The 18,411-nt window shown below is 68.9% G+C and carries 20 protein-coding genes and 1 pseudogene; 10 read left to right on the top strand and 11 right to left on the bottom strand.

Annotation, left to right across the window (positions count from 1 at the left end; all coding sequences use genetic code 11):
- The first annotated feature begins 85 nt into the window (after positions 1-85).
- Positions 86-823, top strand: a complete 738-nt coding sequence (locus ACFMRZ_RS05005; protein ID WP_400178099.1) for a YoaK family protein — start codon at positions 86-88, stop codon at positions 821-823.
- On the opposite strand, the gene ACFMRZ_RS05000 is transcribed toward ACFMRZ_RS05005, so the two are convergent.
- The 6 genes and pseudogenes from ACFMRZ_RS05000 to ACFMRZ_RS04975 all read right to left on the bottom strand — a co-directional run bounded on the left by ACFMRZ_RS05000 (position 824) and on the right by ACFMRZ_RS04975 (position 5,741).
- Positions 824-1,702, bottom strand: coding sequence for a phosphoribulokinase (locus tag ACFMRZ_RS05000; RefSeq protein ID WP_400178098.1), 879 nt, complete (start codon positions 1,700-1,702; stop codon positions 824-826).
- A gap of 41 nt (positions 1,703-1,743) precedes the next feature.
- On the bottom strand, positions 1,744-2,820 hold the full coding sequence (locus tag ACFMRZ_RS04995; RefSeq protein WP_280275768.1) for a class 1 fructose-bisphosphatase: 1,077 nt from the start codon (positions 2,818-2,820) through the stop codon (positions 1,744-1,746).
- A gap of 16 nt (positions 2,821-2,836) precedes the next feature.
- On the bottom strand, positions 2,837-3,850 hold the full coding sequence (locus ACFMRZ_RS04990; protein WP_400178097.1) for an AAA family ATPase: 1,014 nt from the start codon (positions 3,848-3,850) through the stop codon (positions 2,837-2,839).
- Positions 3,851-3,860: 10 nt separating this feature from the next.
- On the bottom strand, positions 3,861-4,097 hold the full coding sequence (locus ACFMRZ_RS04985) for a ribulose bisphosphate carboxylase small subunit (protein ID WP_400178096.1): 237 nt from the start codon (positions 4,095-4,097) through the stop codon (positions 3,861-3,863).
- 49 nt (positions 4,098-4,146) lie between these two features.
- Positions 4,147-4,284 (bottom strand): annotated as a pseudogene (locus ACFMRZ_RS04980) (ribulose bisphosphate carboxylase small subunit); the annotation flags it as partial.
- A gap of 14 nt (positions 4,285-4,298) precedes the next feature.
- The gene (locus ACFMRZ_RS04975) at positions 4,299-5,741 is read right to left on the bottom strand and encodes a form I ribulose bisphosphate carboxylase large subunit (protein WP_280369558.1); all 1,443 of its coding nucleotides are present in this window, start codon (positions 5,739-5,741) and stop codon (positions 4,299-4,301) included.
- Positions 5,742-5,865: 124 nt separating this feature from the next.
- Here ACFMRZ_RS04975 and ACFMRZ_RS04970 point away from each other — a divergent pair, with 124 nt between their 5' ends.
- The 5 genes from ACFMRZ_RS04970 (at position 5,866) to ACFMRZ_RS04950 (ending at position 10,679) form a co-directional block, all read left to right on the top strand.
- Positions 5,866-6,738, top strand: a complete 873-nt coding sequence (locus ACFMRZ_RS04970) for a LysR family transcriptional regulator (protein WP_280369556.1) — start codon at positions 5,866-5,868, stop codon at positions 6,736-6,738.
- A 93-nt stretch (positions 6,739-6,831) separates the two neighbouring features.
- The gene (locus ACFMRZ_RS04965) at positions 6,832-8,673 is read left to right on the top strand and encodes an MFS transporter (RefSeq protein WP_400178095.1); all 1,842 of its coding nucleotides are present in this window, start codon (positions 6,832-6,834) and stop codon (positions 8,671-8,673) included.
- A complete protein-coding gene (locus ACFMRZ_RS04960) occupies positions 8,670-9,116 on the top strand; it encodes a MarR family winged helix-turn-helix transcriptional regulator (protein WP_280270159.1) in 447 nt (148 codons plus the stop codon). Before ACFMRZ_RS04965 ends, ACFMRZ_RS04960 begins: the two co-directional genes overlap by 4 nt.
- 192 nt (positions 9,117-9,308) lie before the next feature.
- Positions 9,309-9,470, top strand: a complete 162-nt coding sequence (locus ACFMRZ_RS04955; protein ID WP_280270158.1) for a hypothetical protein — start codon at positions 9,309-9,311, stop codon at positions 9,468-9,470.
- Positions 9,471-9,695: 225 nt separating this feature from the next.
- On the top strand, positions 9,696-10,679 hold the full coding sequence (locus ACFMRZ_RS04950; protein WP_400178094.1) for an aldo/keto reductase: 984 nt from the start codon (positions 9,696-9,698) through the stop codon (positions 10,677-10,679).
- A 4-nt stretch (positions 10,680-10,683) separates the two neighbouring features.
- Here the strand turns inward: ACFMRZ_RS04950 and ACFMRZ_RS04945 are convergent, their stop codons facing one another.
- Positions 10,684-11,802, bottom strand: a complete 1,119-nt coding sequence (locus ACFMRZ_RS04945; protein WP_400178093.1) for a hypothetical protein — start codon at positions 11,800-11,802, stop codon at positions 10,684-10,686.
- 109 nt (positions 11,803-11,911) lie between these two features.
- Entirely contained in the window at positions 11,912-12,274 is a 363-nt protein-coding gene (locus ACFMRZ_RS04940) for a PepSY domain-containing protein (RefSeq protein WP_400178092.1), read from the bottom strand.
- 121 nt (positions 12,275-12,395) lie between these two features.
- Here ACFMRZ_RS04940 and ACFMRZ_RS04935 point away from each other — a divergent pair, with 121 nt between their 5' ends.
- Positions 12,396-13,073: a response regulator transcription factor gene (locus ACFMRZ_RS04935; protein WP_280276892.1), complete on the top strand. Its 678-nt coding sequence runs from the start codon at positions 12,396-12,398 to the stop codon at positions 13,071-13,073.
- Positions 13,066-14,553 (top strand): ATP-binding protein, encoded by a 1,488-nt coding sequence (locus ACFMRZ_RS04930; protein ID WP_400178091.1) that lies wholly within the window; start codon positions 13,066-13,068, stop codon positions 14,551-14,553. Before ACFMRZ_RS04935 ends, ACFMRZ_RS04930 begins: the two co-directional genes overlap by 8 nt.
- A gap of 15 nt (positions 14,554-14,568) precedes the next feature.
- On the opposite strand, the gene ACFMRZ_RS04925 is transcribed toward ACFMRZ_RS04930, so the two are convergent.
- A complete protein-coding gene (locus ACFMRZ_RS04925) occupies positions 14,569-14,967 on the bottom strand; it encodes a PASTA domain-containing protein (RefSeq protein WP_280276894.1) in 399 nt (132 codons plus the stop codon).
- A gap of 822 nt (positions 14,968-15,789) precedes the next feature.
- On the opposite strand from ACFMRZ_RS04925, the gene ACFMRZ_RS04920 reads away from it, so the two are divergent.
- Complete coding sequence (locus tag ACFMRZ_RS04920) at positions 15,790-16,152, top strand: hypothetical protein (RefSeq protein WP_280371227.1); 363 nt, start codon at positions 15,790-15,792, stop codon at positions 16,150-16,152.
- 3 nt (positions 16,153-16,155) lie between these two features.
- Here ACFMRZ_RS04920 and ACFMRZ_RS04915 read toward each other — a convergent pair whose 3' ends face one another.
- Positions 16,156-16,584 (bottom strand): CBS domain-containing protein, encoded by a 429-nt coding sequence (locus tag ACFMRZ_RS04915; protein ID WP_400178090.1) that lies wholly within the window; start codon positions 16,582-16,584, stop codon positions 16,156-16,158.
- A gap of 169 nt (positions 16,585-16,753) precedes the next feature.
- On the opposite strand from ACFMRZ_RS04915, the gene ACFMRZ_RS04910 reads away from it, so the two are divergent.
- Positions 16,754-17,173 carry a hypothetical protein gene (locus tag ACFMRZ_RS04910; RefSeq protein ID WP_400178089.1) on the top strand — a complete coding sequence of 140 codons (420 nt, stop codon included), beginning with the start codon at positions 16,754-16,756 and terminating at the stop codon, positions 17,171-17,173.
- Between the two features lie 9 nt (positions 17,174-17,182).
- On the opposite strand, the gene ACFMRZ_RS04905 is transcribed toward ACFMRZ_RS04910, so the two are convergent.
- The gene (locus tag ACFMRZ_RS04905; protein WP_400178088.1) at positions 17,183-18,379 is read right to left on the bottom strand and encodes an MFS transporter; all 1,197 of its coding nucleotides are present in this window, start codon (positions 18,377-18,379) and stop codon (positions 17,183-17,185) included.
- Between the last annotated feature and the right edge of the window lie 32 nt (positions 18,380-18,411).

Raw genomic sequence — 18,411 nt, 5'->3', positions numbered from 1 at the left:
GATAGGGTGCGTCGGTAGACTCGCTTCACACGAGTGGGAAAGCACGATCCATGCATGGTCATGCATATGTTGCTAGCCTGTCGCTGTGACCTCGAAACCGGACGTTTCCTCTACACCGTTCTGGGACCTGGAGACGCGGCTTTCCGCCGTGCTCTCGACGCTGGCGGGCTTCGTCGGCGCCGCCGCGTACACCCATTCCGCGGGCTACTTCGTGACCTTCATGACGGGAAACACCGAGCGCGCCATCCTCGGCAACTTCCTCGGTGACTACACCCTCGCGGGCGGCGCGCTTGCGCTGATCGGTTGCTTCGTCGTCGGTGTCATCGTCGCCTCCGTCTGCCGGCGGCACCTGTGGCGCAATCATCCGCACGGCGCCACGGTCCTCGCCACGATCGCGCTGCTGCTGGCGGCCGTGATCGACCGCGTGCTGACCCACCACGACCGGAACCTGGGGCTGACGCCGATCCTGTTCGTGGCGTTCGGCATGGGCGCGCTCAACACCTCTTTCGTGAAGAACGGCGAGGTGTCGATCCCCCTCACCTACGTCACCGGCACCCTGGTGAAGCTGGCGCAGGGCATCGAACGCCATCTGGCCGGCGGCACCGCCCGCGATTGGCTCGGTTACGCGGTGCTGTACTTCTCCTTCGCGCTCGGCGGTGTCATCGGCGGCCTGGTCAGCCTGGTCGTGGACGGCCGCGACATGCTCTACACGGCCGTGGTCGCCTCGGCCCTGGTCTCCGCCTACACCTGGTTCGCCGATCCGCGCTGGGTCCACGACCATCCCGACGCCATCGAGGCGGCCGCCGTCGCCGAACGCAAGTGATCAGGCCAGGCGCTTGGGCCGCTTGTCCATCAGGCGCAGGATCAGCGGCGTGAAGATGAGCTGCATGGCCAGGTCCATCTTGCCGCCCGGCACCACGATGCAGTTGGGGCGCGACATGAACGAGTCGTGCAGCATCGACAGCAGATACGGGAAGTCGATCACCTTGGGATCGGCGAAGCGGATCACCACGAAACTCTCGTCCGCGGTCGGAATGGTCCGCGCGATAAAGGGATTGGAGGTGTCGACCGTCGGCACCCGCTGGAAATTGACGTAGGTCCGGGAGAACTGCGGGCAGATGTACTTCACGTAGTCGGGCATGCGGCGCAGGATGGTGTCGATCACGGCCTCGCTGGAGTACCCGCGATCGGTCTTGTCGCGGATCACCTTCTGAATCCACTCCAGATTGATGATCGGCACCACACCCACCAACAGATCGGTGTATTTCGCGACATCCACCACGCCGGTCACCGCGGCGCCGTGCAGGCCCTCGTAGAACAGCAGATCGCTACCCGGCGTCAGCTCCTCCCACGGGGTGAAGGTGCCCGGCTCCTGGCCGTAGGGTTTGGCCTCGCCCTCGTCGTGCAGGTAGCGCCGCGCCAGTCCCACCCCCGTCTCGCCGTAGTCCCGGAACAGCGTCTCCAATTCCTCGAGCAGATTCGCCTCCGGCCCGAAATGCGAGAAGTGCAGATTACGGTTCTGTTCGGCCTCGGCCATCGCCAGCTTCATCTCGTGACGGTCGAACCGGTGGAACGAATCCCCCTCCACGATGGCTGCCGTGATGCCCTCGCGCCGGAAGATCTCCTGGAAGGTCCTGGTGACACTGGTGGTTCCGGCACCGGAGGACCCGGTGATGGCGACCACGGGATGCTTCAGCGACATGGCCTCTCCCTGCGGTGGAACTCGTTGGCGCGCAGCGGGTCTCAGTGCGGCGCGGGACGGAACAGCGAGCGCGTGCCGAACAGTGAGGCATCGAAGCTCGGCCCCGCCTCCGGTTCGCGGTGATAGCCCACGATCCGCTCGACCTCCCGCCGCGAGCCGAAGATGATCGGCACCTGCTGATGCAGTGCCCGCGGCGCCACCTCGAGCACCCGGTCGCCGCCGGTGGTGGCGGCCCCACCGGCCTGCTCCACGACGAAGGCGATCGGATTGGCCCCGTACAGCAGCGACACCCGGCCGGGTCGCTCGGGATCGCGAGTGTCGTAGGGGTACAGGTAGATTCCGCCGCGGGTGAGGATGTGGAAGGTGTCGGCGACCAGCGACGCCACCCAGCGCATGTTGAAGTCGCGGCCGCGCGGGCCGTCCACGCCCTCGAGGCATTCGTGGACGTAGCGCCGCACCGGCCGCTCCCAGAACCGCTCGTTGGCGGCGTTGATGGCGAATCCCGAAGTGTCCTGCGGGATTCGCATGCGCGGGTGGGTGAGCACGAACGCGCCGATCTCCCGGTCCAGGGTGAAGCCGTCCACGCCGCTGCCGGTGGTGAGCACCAGCATCGTGGCCGGGCCGTACAGGGTGAAACCGGCGCACACCTGGCGCACGCCGGGCTGCAGGAAGTCCTCGGCCGCGGGCACGCGGTCCTCCTCGGGTGCGCGCAGCACGCTGAAAATCGTTCCGACGGGCAGATTCACGTCGATGTTGGACGAGCCGTCGAGCGGATCGAAGGCGAGCAGGTACTTCCCGCGCCGGTATTCGGCGGGGCCCGGGTGGAATTCGGCCGTCTGCTCCGACAGCAGCGCCGAGAGCAGTCCGGTCCACTGGGATTCGGCGACCATGATGTCGTTGGCGATCGCGTCGAGTCGCCGGTGCACCGTCGGCGGCAGGCTGTCGGCGGTCTGCGCGCCCAGCGAACCGACGATGCGGCCCCGGGTGACCTGATTGGCGATGATCTTCGTCGCGGTGGCCAGCACGTTCACCAGCGCGGAGAACTCGCCGGAGGAGCCGGGGTGGCGGTGCTCCTGCTCGATCGTGTACCGGGTGAGCGTCTGTAGTCCCTCGGGCATGACGCCGGTCAACTCCTCACGGGGATCGGTCGTGTGTGTCGGCGAAGACGCTGCTGCCGTAGACGTCCGCGGCCGTGAGCGTCACCAGATCGGCGCGGCCCAGCGGCCGGTGCAGCTCCACCAGCCGCTTGGCCTGCCGCAGGCGGCACCGGTCCAGCGCGTTGCGCACGCTGCGCGCGTTCGCGAAACGTGGTCGCGCCATACGCAATTCGAGGTACTTCGCGAACGCCGCCCGCCCGTCGGCGTCGAATGCGAAATTCAGCTCCGCCGTCATCAGCTCCGCGATAGACAGCAGTTCGTCGTGGCTGTAGTCGGGGAATTCGAGGTGGTGCGCGACGCGCGAGGACAGCCCCGGATTGGCCGAGAAGAACGTCTCCATCCGATCCGGGTAACCCGCGAAGATCACCACCAGGCCGGCGCGTTCGGCCTCCATCTCCTGCAGCAGGATCTCGATGACCTCCTGGCCGTAGTCGCGCTCGTTCTCCGGCCGGAACAGGTAGTAGGCCTCGTCGATGAACAGCACTCCCCCGGCGGCGCGGTTCAGCGCCTCCTTCGTCTTGGGTGCGGTGTGGCCGATGAACTGGCCCACCAGGTCGTCGCGAGTCACGCTGTGCACCTTCGGTTTCCGGATGTAGCCGAGGGTGTGCAGGAGTTCGGCCATGCGCAGCGCCACCGTCGTCTTGCCGGTGCCCGGACCGCCGGTGAAGCTCATGTGCATGGTCGGGCGGGCGGACTCCAGCCCGAACCGCTCGCGAGCCCGCTCCACCAGCAGCAGCGCCGCGATCTCACGCACCCGACCTTTCACGGCCGCCAGGCCCACCAGTTCGGCGTCCAGCCGCGCCAGTGTGCTGTCGACCAGATCCGCCGAAAGGTCCAGGAGCGCATCGTCTTCCAGCACCGGGCCGGACGGCGGGGCTGCCGCCGATGCCCCGCCGTCCGGGTCTCGGGGGCTCGCCGAGCCGTTCGCGGCGCCCGGCCGGTACATCCGGAACCCGCCGGGCGAGGTGTCCCGGCTGCCTTCGGTGACCATCCGCGCCGCCTCAGGCGCCGTAGCGGCGGCCGGACGGGGATCCGGTCGCGTACGGCTGCCAGCCGTACCGCTGGCGGCGGTCGTCGGATTCGACCCGGGTCAGCAGGAACCCCGGCTCCTCGGCCGGACGCTGCACCAGGAAGCTCAGGGCGGTCGTCTGCCTGCCGTAGCTCGCGTCGTAGGCGGTGACGCGAATGTAGTGGCGCGGGAACGTGGTCCGGCACGCCTCGAAGCTCGGCGAGCACACCGTCGGGCTCGTCCAGGTCGAACAGCGGCAGGCCCCACATCTCCCAGTACACGTTGCGTGGATGCGGGTCGTCGGTGTACTCGATCGATACCGGCCAGTTGTTGAGCAGCGCGTACCGCACCTGGGCGGCGATGTCGGCGTCGGTCGGGGCGGGCAGGTGGGAGAACGTTCCCTGACGCAAATACATGAGGACCTCGGCTTTCAGCGGCTGGCGGTGGGTACGGCGTCGGGCGCGTCGGTGGAGGTGTAGTCGAAGGTGACATCGCCCCACGTGGTGAGCGCGGCGTCGAGCGGGCGGCACAGCTCCGCCGCCCGGCGCAGCACATCCGGCCCTTCTTTCAGCAGGTCGCGACCCTCGTTGCGCGCCTTGACAACTGCCTCCAGCGCCACCCGGTTCGCCTCGGCGCCCGCGGCGATTCCCATCGGATGCCCGATCGTGCCGCCCCCGAATTGCAGCACCACGTCGTCGCCGAACAGATCCAGCAACTGATGCATCTGCCCGGCATGGATGCCCCCGGACGCGACCGGCATCACGCCGGGCAGGCTCGCCCAGTGCTGGTCGAAGAAGATGCCGTTGCGCGGATTCGCCGGAATGTGGTTGTCGCGCAAGGTGTCGTAGAACCCCTTGACCGTGTGCGGGTCGCCCTCGAGCTTGCCGATCACCGTGCCCGCGTGCAGATGGTCGACGCCGATCAGCCGGCACCACTTGGCCAGCACCCGGAAGCTGACGCCGTGCGTCTTCTGCCGGGTATAGGTGGAGTGCCCGGCGCGGTGCAGGTGCAGCAGCATGCCGTTGCGGCGCGCCCAATTCGACATCGACTGCATCGCGGTGTATCCGACGGTGAGATCCATCATGACGATGACGCTGCCGAGCGATTTCGCGAACTCCGCGCGCTCGTACATGTCCTCCATCGTCGCGGCCGTGACATTGAGATAATGTCCCTTCAGCTCACCGGTTTCCGCGATAGCCCGGTTTACGCCCTCCATCGCGAAAAGGTAACGATCACGCCATCGCATGAACGGCTGCGAGTTGATGTTCTCGTCGTCCTTGGTGAAATCGAGACCGCCCCGGCAGGCCTCGTACACCACCCGGCCGTAGTTGCGTGCCGAGAGACCGAGTTTCGGTTTCACCGTGGCGCCCAGCAGCGGCCGCCCGTACTTGTTCAGATACTCCCGTTCCATCACGGTGCCGTGCGGCGGACCCGGAAAGGTCTTGACGTATGCCACCGGAATACGCATGTCCTCCAACCGCAATGCTTTCAGCGGTTTGAAACCGAAGACGTTGCCGATCACCGAGGAGGTCAGATTCGTGATCGAACCCTCTTCGAAGAGATCCAGATCGTAGGCGACATACGCGAAGTACTCCCCCGGTCGGCCCGGCACCTCGTCCACCCGGTAGCACTTGCCGCGGTACCGATCGTTCGCCGTGAGGCGGTCGGTCCACACGACCGTCCAAGTGGCGGTGGAGGATTCGCCCGCCACGGCCGCCGACGCCTCGACCGGGTCGACGCCCGGCTGCGGCGTCACCCGGAACACCGCGAGCACATCGGTGTCGCTCGGTTCGTATCCGGGGTCGTAGTAACCCATCGAGGCATAGGACTGAACGCCCGGATCCCAGCGGTCGCGTGCTGATTCGTCGGCCATCGTTCCTCCTGTTGGTCCCGGGTGGCACCGTGCAGCTCAAGCATGAACTCCGCCGGTGTGGCCGAACAATTCGATTGTTTCTCGTCTCGCTCAATCGAATCGTTGAGTTTGCTACCGTCTGACGATGGGGACGGTGAGTGCGATCCGAATGGAAACCTTTCTCGCCGTGGCTCGTCACAACAGCATCCGGCGCGCCGCTGCGCAACTGCACATCACCGAGGCGGCCGCCTCCGCCGCCGTCGCGCACATCGAAAAACAGCTCGGCGCGAAATTGATCGCGAAATCCGGGCGCGGCATCACATTGACCGAGGCCGGCCGGGTTTACGCCGAATACTGCCGCAGCATCCTGGGTTTGATCAACGAGGCCCAGGCCGCGGTCCGCCGGGCCGAGACCGGGCGCCTGCGCATCGGCGTCGTCGCCACCGCGGGCGAGTACGTGCTGCTGCGCCCGCTCGTGTCGTTCCGGGACCGCTACCCCGACATCGAGGTCGGCCTCTCGATCCAGCCCCGCGATGTGCTGTTCCTCGAATTGCTGCACCACGAGGCGGATCTCGTCATCGCGGGCCGCCCGCCGCGCGACACGGGCCTGGTCGTCCGCGCCCGGCGGCCCAGCTGCCTGGTCGTGGTCGGCGCGCCCGGCCACTGCCCGAACCCGCTGACCGCCACCTGGCTGCTGCGCGGCCACGGCTCGGGCACCCGCGAAACCACCCTCGCCCTGCTCGACCGCCTGCAGATCCGCCCGCCGACGCTGACCCTCGGCTCGCACGGCGCGGTGCTCGCCGCCGCCCGGGAAGGCTTGGGCATCACGCTGATTCACAGCGACGCCATCGAGAACGATGTCGCGAGCGGGCGACTGGAGGTGCTGGCGGTCGACGGCACGCCGCTGGATCGGCCCTGGCATGCGGTCACCACCCGGACCCCGACCCCGGCCGCGCGCCTGTTCGTCGCCCATCTCACCGATGCCGAGCAGGTGGGGGCCGCGGTCTTCCGGCTGTGACATATTCCATTCGCCGCCGTATTTATTTAGTTAGCGGCCTACAACTATATTGACAAGAGGTTCCGTCCACTCGATTTACCTGGAAGGACGCTCTTGACTTTCGCTCAACCCCCCGGCGGCGTCGACGTCGGCGACGTCCGGACCATCCGCCGCCGGCTGCGCGTGGATCACGACCACCCGCACTACAAGTGGGTGGCGCTGTCGAACACGACGCTGGGCATGCTGATGGTCACCATCAACTCCTCGATCGTGATCATCTCGCTGCCGGCGATCTTCCGTGGCATCCACCTCAACCCGCTCTCGCCCGGCAACGTCAGTTACCTGCTGTGGCTCATCATGGGCTTCCTGCTGACCTCCGCGGTGCTGGTCGTGATGTTCGGACGCCTCGGCGACATGTTCGGCCGGGTGCGCATCTACAACCTCGGCTTCGTCGTCTTCACGCTGTCGGCGATCGCGCTGTCGTTCGATCCCTTCGACCTCGGCGGCGGCGCGATGTGGCTGATCGTGTGGCGGGTCATCCAGGGCGTCGGCGGCGCCATGCTGATGGCCAACTCCTCGGCGATCCTCACCGACGCCTTCCCCTCCCGGCAGCGCGGCGTGGCGCTGGGCATCAACCAGGTCGCGGCCGTCGCCGGGTCGTTCCTCGGCCTGCTGATCGGCGGCCTGCTCGCCGAATGGGACTGGAAGGCCGTGTTCTGGGTGAGTGTGCCGTTCGGCATCATCGGGACCGTCTGGTCCTACCGGTCGCTGCACGACAACGGCGTGCGCACGCCCGGCTCGCTCGATCTGCCCGGCACCCTGACCTTCGCACTGGGTCTGACCGCCCTGCTGACCGGCATCACCTACGGCATCCAGCCGCACGGCAGCTCCAAGACCGGCTGGACCAATCCGTGGGTCCTGGGAGCCGTATTCGGCGGCATCGCACTACTGGCGGCGTTCTGCTACATCGAGACCAAGGTGAAGCAGCCGATGTTCCAGATGTCGCTGCTGCGCAACCGCACCTTCGCGCTGGGCAACTTCGCCAGCCTGATGTCCTCGGTCGGGCGCGGCGGGCTGCAGTTCATGCTCATCATCTGGTTGCAGGGCATCTGGCTGCCGCTGCACGGCTTCGACTACGAGTCCACGCCGCTGTGGGCGGGCATCTACATGCTGCCGCTCACCGTGGGTTTCCTTGCGGCGGGGCCGGTTTCGGGCTGGCTGTCGGATCGCTACGGCGCGCGGCCGTTCGCCGCGGGCGGGCTCGCGATCGTGGCCGTCACCTTCGTGTTGCTGGTGGTGATCCCGGTCGACTTCAACTATTGGGTGTTCGCGCTGGTCATCCTGTTCAACGGGCTCGGCTCGGGCATGTTCGCCTCGCCCAATACCGCGGAGGTGATGTCGGCGGTGCCGGCCTCGCAGCGCGGCGTCGCCTCCGGCATGCGGGCGACCCTGATGAACGGCGGCATGGCGCTGTCGATCGGCATCTTCTTCTCGCTGATGATCGTCGGCCTGTCCGGCACTCTGCCGGGCGCGATGGACTCCGGGCTGCGCAGCCAGGGCGTATCCGCCGACGTGGCCGGTCAGGTGGCCGACATGCCGCCCGTGGGCAGCCTGTTCGCCACCTTCCTCGGGTACAACCCCTTCAAGGAATTGCTCGGCCCCACCGGGACGCTCGACCAGCCCGGCGTGCACGCCGACGTGCTCACCGGTCAGGAGTTCTTCCCGAACCTGATCTCGGGCCCGTTCCACTCCGGACTCGTGGTGGTCTTCCTCGGCGCCGCGCTCATGATGCTGATCGGCGCGATCGCGTCCTGGTTCGCGGGCGGGCGATACGTCGTGGACGAGCGGGAGGAACTCGCCGAAGCGGAGCGTGCGGGCATACTTGCGGAAACAGACCGCGCCGAATCGGGCAATACCGGCACGGCCTCGACTCGGGTAGGAGCGAAGTCAGGATGATTCAGCAGGAGCGCACGCGCAGCGCCGAGCAGCTCGCCGAGGCGGCCGATCTCTATCTGTCGCTGGGCCGGATCAATCGGCTGCTGCGCCGCGCCGGCGACCTGGGATCGCTCAGCCCCGGATCGGCCTCCGCGCTGGCGTCGCTGGTGCGCACCGGCCCGATGCGACTGGGCGACCTGGCCGCGGCCGAACGCGTCACCGCGCCGACCATGTCACGGATCGTGTCGGGCCTGGAGAAGGTCGGCTATATCGAACGCACGGCCGATCCCGTGGACGGCCGCGCACAGCTGCTGACGGCGACCGAACCCGCACACGCCCTGGTCAACGGCCTGACCTCGGCCCGCATCCAGCGCTTCGCGGCCGCGCTGGACGATCTGGAACCCGGCGAGCGAGCACTGCTCACCACCGCCATGACCAGGCTGGTCGATCTGCTCGACGAGTAACTCTGCTCACTTTTCTCGGTCACGTATGCCGTTGTGGCTGCGCAATATTGCGAAATCTGATAGAAAAAGATCACTTCTGCTGACAAAGATCTGGGTTGCTCACACCGTGGTGAGCCGGAGGTTCGAGCTTCCGAAACCCTCTGTAGCAGCGCGGCTTCCGGAGCTCGTCACTGTTTCCGGAGGAGAACCGTGATGACTGTCCGCTCCAATATCACTCCGACCGTCTCGCCCGAGAACGACGAGGCGGCGCCGGACGAGGCCGTAGTCTGGCCCGAACCGAGTCCACTCTCGTCGTGGTGGCAGCAGGTGATGCAAGCGCCCGCGGAACGCCGCCCGGCACCGGGCGCCCTCTAGTACGCCACTCCGGCCGGTTCTTGGCCGGAATCTCGCACGTAGATTCCGGCCAAGAACACGCCGGAATGGTGATAGCCGAACCAGTTCGCCGGAATGGGTGATAGGCGAACCAGTTCGCCGGAATGGTGGACGGCTCTTGACTTGGAGTTCGCTCCGGGTCGTAGCGTCGGTGAGGGGTGGGCGCGTGCTCACCAGGATCCGGTGTAACCAAGGAGGACCGTCCGCATGATCGCGACCAGGAAACTCGGTGAGCTGACCGTCGGTGCGCAAGGGCTCGGGTGCATGGGCATGAGCCAGGCCTACGGCGTGCGTGACAACGACGCCGAGTCGATCGCCACCATCCATCGCGCGCTGGATCTCGGTGTCACGCTGCTCGATACCGCCGACGTGTACGGCGCCGGCGTCAACGAGGAACTCGTCGGCCGGGCCATCACGGACCGGCGCGACCAGGTGGTGCTGGCGACCAAGTTCGGCATCGTGTGGGGCGAGGGCGGGTCGATGGGCGCGCGCGGCGACGCCGCCTACGTGCGGCAGTCCGCCGATGCGTCGCTGGCCCGGCTCGGCGTCGACCACATCGACCTGTTCTATCAGCATCGCGTCGATCCGAACGTGCCGATCGAGGAGACCTGGGGCGCGCTGTCGGAGCTGGTGACCGCCGGCAAGGTGCGCTACCTCGGCATCTCCGAGGCATCCGCGGCCACCATCCGCCGCGCGCACGCCGTGCACCCGGTCACCGCGCTGCAGAGCGAGTGGTCGCTGTGGACCCGCGAGATCGAGGCCGAAGTGGTGCCGGCCTGCCGCGAACTGGGCATCGGCATCGTGCCGTTCTCCCCGCTGGGCCGCGGTTTCCTCACCGGCGCCATCACCTCCACCGACGATCTGCCCGCCGACGATATGCGCCGCCGCCTGCCCCGGTTCGCCGACGGCAATATCGACAGCAACCTGGCGATCGTCACCGCGTTGCGGGAGCTGGCCCAGGAGAAGGGCGTCACCGCAGGGCAATTGGCGCTGGCATGGGTGCAGAGCCGAGGCGCGGACGTCGTGCCGATCCCGGGGACCAAGCGCCGCACCTATCTCGAGCAGAACGTGGCGGCCGTCGACATCGAGCTGAGCGCCGACGACGTGGCACGCATCGAGGCCGCCGCGCCCGCGGACGCCGTCGCCGGTGCGCGCTACCCGGAGGAACTGGCCCGCGCCGCCGGGAAGTGAACCGTCACCGATTCGGGTGCAGCGTGCCCGAACGGTCCCAGTGGCCCCGCTCCCCCGTCCGGTACATCCGGGTGCCGGGCGGGCCGAACGGGCAGGCGACGAGATGTGCGGCCGTCCGCGCGGCGTGCTCGTCGTTCGCGAATTGGTCGGAGCACACGTAGATCTCGCCCGGCACCAGCGGCGGGGACGGGCGCAACATGGGGTCCAGGACGAAGATTCTCCGCTCGCTCCAGCTCAGCACCGTGCGCCGTTCGTCCCCGGGGAGCAGGTCGGTGGCCGCGACCGTCCGCCCGGGGACGTCGGTGAGCGCGGTGCAGGCGGCGTAGAACCGGTCCCACCATCGCTCCGCGTACCCGAACCGGGCCACGTGGGCCGGGTGCACGACGAGCCGGAAGGACGGCCGCCCGGCGCGCGGCCGCACCACCACCAGCGTGGTGTGGCTGTCGAGGAAAGCGGTAGTGCCCGAGTGGATTTCGGTCCCGTGCTCGCTCGGATCGTCGGCATCGGGCGGGACGTCCACGAAAAGCACCGCGGTATCCGATGTTTCGGCCGGGGCGGTCTGTATTCCGGCGGCCAGCTCGGCGAGTGTCTGCCGGGGGCGCAGCCGGGCACGCACGGTCGCGGTGTCGAACAGCCGCACCGTGCGCGCCGCGCCCGAACCGGTCGCGCAGAGCGCCGAGGCGATGCCGAAAACCACGTCGTCGCTGCCCGTTACGTGCGCCAGCACCAGCGCCCACGCCGTGGTCACCAGGGTGTCGAACGTCAGCCCGGCGCGGGAGGCGCCTGCCAGCAGCCGGTCGACCACCGGCACGGGCAGGGTGAAGGCTTGGGCGACTGCGCTTTCCGGCCGGGACACCCGGCCGCTTCGGGTCGCGACCGCCTCCCGTCGCGTGCTCGGCGCGGTGCGCTCGCACCCGAGCCGCCGCGGCGCGCACTCCGAAAAGCGCCGCGCCGGTGAGGGTTCCGACGACTCGCCGAATTCGGCGGCGATCCGGCTCAATGCCGGTGCCGTGCCGTTCGCGCAGGGGTCGAATCCGGGTGGGAACAGCTCGAATTCGGCGTGATCGTGCTCATCGAACTCCCTCCCGCTACGGAAACCGCGTCCGGCCACGGTTCCCGTCACACCCGCGCTCGAACACACCGTAACCGGTGCGCGCCGACCTCGCACGGGATGCTCGCGAGACAGCGCGGCGGGCCGGGTATCTCACCCGACCCGCCGCGCTGTCTGGGGCTCAGTCGTCGTCGCGATCGTGGCTCAGCACCGCGCCGGAGCCCGCGTCCACGCGCACCTCGTAGTCGATGCCGTCGGTGCCGCGCACATCCACCTCCCACACCGTCACGTTGCGGTCGGTGTCCAGTTCGGCGGACTGCACCGTGCCGCCGGGCACCGCCTCGACAGCCTTGGCGGTCGCCTGCTCCCGCGTGACCGCCGGATTCCCTTGCGTGTGAGCCTGATCCGGACGCACGGCGGCGGCCGCGGTGCCGCCCGAACCGAACGATGCCAGCACCACACCGCCCCCGATGACAGCGACGGCGACAGCGCCGACGAGCATCCAGCGCAGACCGTGCATGATCCGGCGAAGAAAGAGTTCCATGGTCGAACCTCCTGGGGCGGTGATGATCTCCAACGTGGCCCTCACCCTCCCAACCCGGCCCTGAAGCCAACCTGAACGGACCTGAAACCGCCTTCAGGATGCATCTGTCAGGCTAGGAGCCATGCGTTTGCTGATCGTGGAGGATGAGAAGCGTCTCGCCGACACCCTCGCCAAGGGCCTGGAGGCGGAAGGCTTCGCCGTGGATGTCGCCTACGACGGCACCGACGGCCTGCATCTGGCCACCACCGGCGCCCACGATGTGATCATCCTCGACATCATGCTGCCCGGCCGCAACGGCTATCAGGTGTGCGCCGCTCTCCGCGCGGCGGGCCACGAGACGCCGGTGCTGATGCTGACCGCGAAGGACGGCGAGTACGACGAGGCCGAGGGCCTGGATACCGGCGCCGACGACTACCTCCGCAAACCGTTCTCCTACGTGGTGCTGCTGGCCCGCATCCGGGCCCTGCTGCGCCGGCGCACCCGCGGCGGCGTGCCGGTGCTGAACGTCGGCGATCTGAGTCTGGATCCCAACACGCACCGCTGCTGCCGCGGCGCGGAGGAGGTGGTGCTGACCGCCAAGGAGTTCGCGGTGCTCGAGCAGCTCGCGGTGCGCGCCGGTGAGATCGTGTCGAAAGCCGAAATCCTGGAACATGTCTGGGATTTCGCCTACGACGGCGACCCGAACATCGTCGAGGTGTACATCAGTACGTTGCGCCGCAAGATCGACGCGCCGTTCGGCCGGCGGTCGATCACCACCGTGCGCGGCGCGGGCTACCGCTTGGTGGCCGATCGTGCCTGAGTTACGACGCGTGCCGGGTTGGTCGGTCCTGCGGCGGCGACCGCGGTGGTTGAGTTCGGTCCGCGCGCGCACCACGGCGGCCGCCACCGCGGTCGTCGCGGTCGGGCTAGTCGCCGCGGGCGCGGCCGTACTGGCGGTGTTGCGGCACAACCTGATCGACAGCGCGAGCCTGCAGGCGGAGATGACCGCACGCAACGTCGAGGCGCAACTCGTCCGCGGCATCGATCCGGCGCAACTCAAGCTGCCCGACGCGGACAATCAACCGGTGCAGGTGGTTTCGGCCGCCGGTCGGGTGCTGGCCGCCGAGGACGACAAGCTGCGCGGCGAGCCGTCGATGGCCACCGGCTTCTCCGGCGCCGCGGAGCAGGCCGAGGAGGAAGACGACGATGACGACGAGCAGGGCGACGAGCCCGGCACCGCGGAGCTGGCGAACTCCTCCTCGGCGAAGGCGCTCGAGCTGCGGAACATGCGGCTCCCGATCGCCGACGACGAGACCGGCAGCCACGACTTCCGGGTCGCCGCCCTGCCCGCGACCGCGTCGGGGCAGCCCGTCACGATCTACGCCGGTGCGTCGCTCGCGACCGCCGACAAGGCCGTCTCCGGCGCCCGCAACGCCATGCTGCTCGGCCTGCCGCCCTTACTCGTGCTGGTCGGTGGCGTCACCTGGCTGGTCACCCGTCGCGCGCTGCGCCCGGTGGAGGCGATCCGCCGCGAACTCGCCGAAATCATGGGTGGTGACCTGACCCGCCGTGTCCCCGAACCGGATTCGCACGACGAGATCGCCCGGCTGGCGGCGACGACCAACGCCACCCTCGCCGCCCTGGAGCAGTCCTCGGAACGTCAGCGCCGGTTCGTCGCCGACGCCGCGCACGAGTTGCGCAGTCCCATCGCCAGCCTGCGCACCCAGCTCGAGGTCGCCCAGGCGCATCCGCACCTGCTCGAGGTGGACGGGTTGATCGCCGACTCGGTGCGGCTCGAACATCTCGCCGCGGACTTGCTGCTGCTGGCCCGCCTGGACGCCGGCGAGCGGCCCCGCCGCGAGCCGGTGGACTTGGCGGAGCTGGTGCGAGAGGAACTCGGGCACCGCGCCGCGGACCCGCATCCGGTGCTGGCCGACCTGCCGGATCTCCCCGCGCCCCTGCTCGGCAGCCGCATCCAGATCGCTCGGGTGCTGGGCAACCTCGTCGACAACGCGCAGCGTCACGCGGCCACCGCCGTGCGGGTCACCGTGCGCCGGACGGACGGCGCGGTGGCGCTGGAGGTCAGCGACGACGGGCGCGGCATCGCGCCCGCCGACCGGGAGCGCGTGTTCCAGCGCTTCGTCCGGCTCGACGATGCGCGCAGCCGCGACGAGGGCGGTGCGGGCCTAGGGCTCGCCATCGTGCGCGATGTGGTCGACCGCCACGGTGGCGAGATCCGGGTGGACGACGGCCCGGCGGGCGGCGCGCGTTTCACCGTCGTGTTCCCCGCCGCGCCGTAGGCGGCCGCCGCGAACTCAGTTGGGCTGCGCCGCATCCACCTTCAGCGTGATCGGGGTGTCCGCCGATACCGAGGTGCCCGCGGCGGGTGACTGGTCGGTAATCGTCCAGGCGGTGGTGTGGCTGGACGAATCGTTCATCACGTCCCGCCCGTCGGCCGCGGTGATGGAGCTGATCGCGAAGCACAGGCCCGCGCCGACGACGGTCTCGCCGAGCTGCTTGCCGCGGAAGTCGGGCACCGCCTGCGGCCACGACTGCTCGTTGCAAGGTTTGGCCGCGGGCTGCGCCGCACCGCTCGATGTGGTGGCCGGGGTGGACCCACCGGCCGTCGTGTCCTGCCCGCCGTCCGAGGACCCGCACGCCCCGCAGGCGAGCGCGACGGTCAGGGTGAACACGGATATCGCGATGCGACGCATACGTTTTCCTCTACGTCCACGGACCGGCGCCCGGCCCTCGAGTTGCGTCACGCACCCTAATAGGGGCGGCCGCCACGGCCCGCAGGGGGTAGGAGGAATCATCGCCTGCCGCGGCCGGGCCCGGGGGCCCGGCGCGCAGTGCGTTGGTCGGCGGACCTACGCGGCCGACGGTCGATGCCGGGCGGTGAGGTCCGAGGGCCGCAGCACATCTCGGACCCCACCCGATCGGCGGTGCGATAGACCGCGAGCCGGTGGATTCGTAAGATCCGCCCGCCGAGAATTGTGCCTCCGAAACTTCCGCCCGGCAGTGGTTTTCGCTGTTACGACCTGATGAAAATCCGATAGCGGCATGTTGCGCACCGTGTTCGTTCCGCCACCCGCGACGCTCGATACCCCCGGTGATCGCGGCCACAACCGTGCCGAAACAGTGAAATCCGCCATGGGCGACATCCGAGACAATTCGCTCGCATTAGTACAGAACTCCCGAAAACAATTGCGGCAGAACGTATCAGCGGGACAACACGCGGTATTCGGGCACCGCCGGCGCCCCGCACTGCCGGTTGCCGGGCGATTGCGGCGCGACCTACCGTGAATGCGCTGATTACCGAAGAATGGAGAGATTTCCGTGCCGATCATCGACCTCGGGTCGTCCGCCCTGAACCTGGCCAACGTCGTCACCTCGATCGCCGCCAACGTCACCTATATCCTGCAGGCCTGGGGTCTGGCCTAGTTCCGCCCCGCGCGTTTGCCGGGTATTCGTCGCAGCATCCCCGCGGGCCGCTATCCTGGACGCGGGGCCAACGGCACGGGAGGGGATGTTGAATGCCAAGTCTTTCCGCGCGTTTGCAGGACATGATCACTATCGCGAGCCAGTGCGACACCACGGCGGAGGCCGTGGAACTGGCGGAAGTACTGGATCGGCTGGTGCGTGAATTCCGCGTCGGTGTGGACACCGGCGAGGACCGCGTCCGGCTGGTCAGGCTGTGCGCCGAGGCGGGTGTGGCGGTGCGCGACGCCCTGTCACGCACCGGTCCCGCCGACTACGACGAGCCGGAACCGCCGCCGCAACCCGCGCGGGTCTCCGAAGAGGAGCCCGTGATCAGTATCGATGGTCCGTTCGGACTGTCGCCGCAGCGGGTCCGGCTGCAATCCCGCGACGCGGCGTACGACCGCCGCCCGCGGTGACGATCAGCCGAGCAGATACTGTTCCAGGTGCTCACGCTCGGTCTCCAGCTCGGAGATCGCGCTCTTGACCACGTCACCGATGCTGACGATGCCGACCATCCGGCCGTCGCGCAGCACGGGAAGGTGCCGGATCCGGTGATCGGTCATCGTGGTGCGCAGCGTCTCCACGCGGTCGTCGGGCGAGCAGGTGTGCACCACCGTCGTCATGATCTCGGTGACCGGCCGGTCGAGCAGGTCCGGCCCCACCACGTGCAGGCGGCGGACGATGTCTCGCTCGGAGACGATGCCGTCCAGCGCGACGCCGTCCGCCGACACCACCACCGCGCCCACATTCCGCTCGGCCAGCACCGCGAGCAACTCTCGCACCGGCGTCCGCGGTGCGATCGTGACCACGTCGGTCCCCTTCTTACGCAGGATCTCGGAAATTCGCATAGGTTGCCACCATCCGTCCTTGCCCTTCGGTGCTTCTCAGGATCTCGCGTTTCGGCCGTGACGACCAGCAAAGATTCCGCGCGGGACGATCAACCGGACGGTCAGGTCCCCCGACGCGACCCAGCGCAGTCGGCGAACCTGCCCCGGCGCCGGGCACCGCGGACGTAGCATGCGAAAGGTGGCCGATGCGAACCGTCCCGCCGTGCTGCGGGTGCTCGTGTACTCGAGCGAATCCGACACCCGCCGCCAGGTGATGCTGGCGCTGGGCAAACATCCCCATCCCGAGCTGCCACCGGTCGAGTACGTCGAGGTGGCGACCGCGCCCGTACTCGTCCAGCACATGGATGCCGGCGGTATCGACCTGGCGATCCTCGACGGTGAGGCGGCGCCGACCGGCGGGATGGGCCTGGCCAAGCAGCTCAAGGACGAACTCGATAGTTGTCCGCCGATCGTGGTGCTCACCGGCCGCGCCGACGACGCCTGGCTGGCGAACTGGTCCCGCGCCGAGGCCGCGGTGCCGCACCCGATCGACCCGTTCCAACTCACCGAGGCGGTGACGGGTCTCCTGCGCAGCCGCTCGGCGGCCTGACGGAAACCCTCAGCTTCCCCGCGGCGCTTTCCCGAGGGCGGCCGCCGCTGCCGCGACGATGACCAGCCCCGCGCCGAGCCACAGGGCAGCGGCCGGACCTCCACCGTCGACGGCACGGCCCCCGCCGAGCGCGCCGACCGCGATGGCGGCATTGAACACCGCGACGAGGATTGCCGAGGCGGCCTCACGGGCGCCGGGCGCCGCCATCAAGGTCCACGACTGCGTGCTCACCGAGACGCCGCCATAGGCGACACCCCACACCAGCAGCAGCGCGCCCGCCCACACCGGTGAGCCGCCCGCACACGCCAGCACGGCCACCGCGGCGGCCAGTCCCGCGCAGATGATCAGCACAGCGCGCCGCGGTGCACGCGATGCAATCCTGCCGAACAGGAAAGTACCCAGTACACCGGCGAATCCGTAGCCGAGCAGTAGTGCGCTCACCGTGGCGGCGTCGGCGTGCGTCCGCTGTTCGAGCACCGGCCGGATATAGGTGTAGGCGGCGAAATGACCGGCGACGAGCAGCGCCACCACGATCATGCCGGTGCGCAAGCGGGTGTCGGCCAGCAGCCGCGGCAGTTCGGTCAGTGAGACGCCGCGCTCGGGCGGCAGCGCGGGCAGGATCGCGGCCGCTGTCACGGCGACCAGCAGTGCCAGGACCGCGGCCGCGGCGAAGGCCGTCCGCCAGCCCGCGAGCGCCCCGAGATACGTGCCTGCCGGGACGCCCAGCACCGAGGCGACGGCGATCCCGCTGAAGATCACCGCGGTGGCCGCCCCGACCGATCGCGGCGGCACCAGCCGCACCCCGAGACTGCCCGAGATCGCCCACACCCCGCCCATGCCGACGCCGACCAGCACCCGGCCCGCCACCAGCACCGCGAAATTCGGGGCCACCGCGCACAGCAGATTGCCCGCCGCCACCACGAGCAGCAGCACCGGCAGGGATCGCCGCCGATCGACCCGGCCCAGTGCCGCCATCAGCAACGGCGCGGTCATCGCCAGCAGTCCGGTGATCGTCAGCGCGAGTCCGGCCAGTCCCCCGGAGACGCGCAGCGCCTCGCTCATCGGCGTGAGCAGGCCGACGGGGAGCATCTCCGAGGTCACCACGGTGAAGGTGCCTACCGCCACCACTGCCACCGCGGACCACCCGCGCGCCGAAAGATGGTGCGGTGGAGCGCTTTCCGTATCGATCGTGTCGATTTCCGTCATAGCACCAGCCAACCGGCCGCACCCGCGCGGAA

Origin of the sequence: Nocardia sp. N2S4-5, from assembly GCF_044628355.1 — a bacterium.
In the GTDB taxonomy this organism is placed as follows: Bacteria; Actinomycetota; Actinomycetes; order Mycobacteriales; family Mycobacteriaceae; genus Nocardia; species Nocardia wallacei_B.
This window is presented reverse-complemented; position numbering and strand designations above follow the sequence as displayed.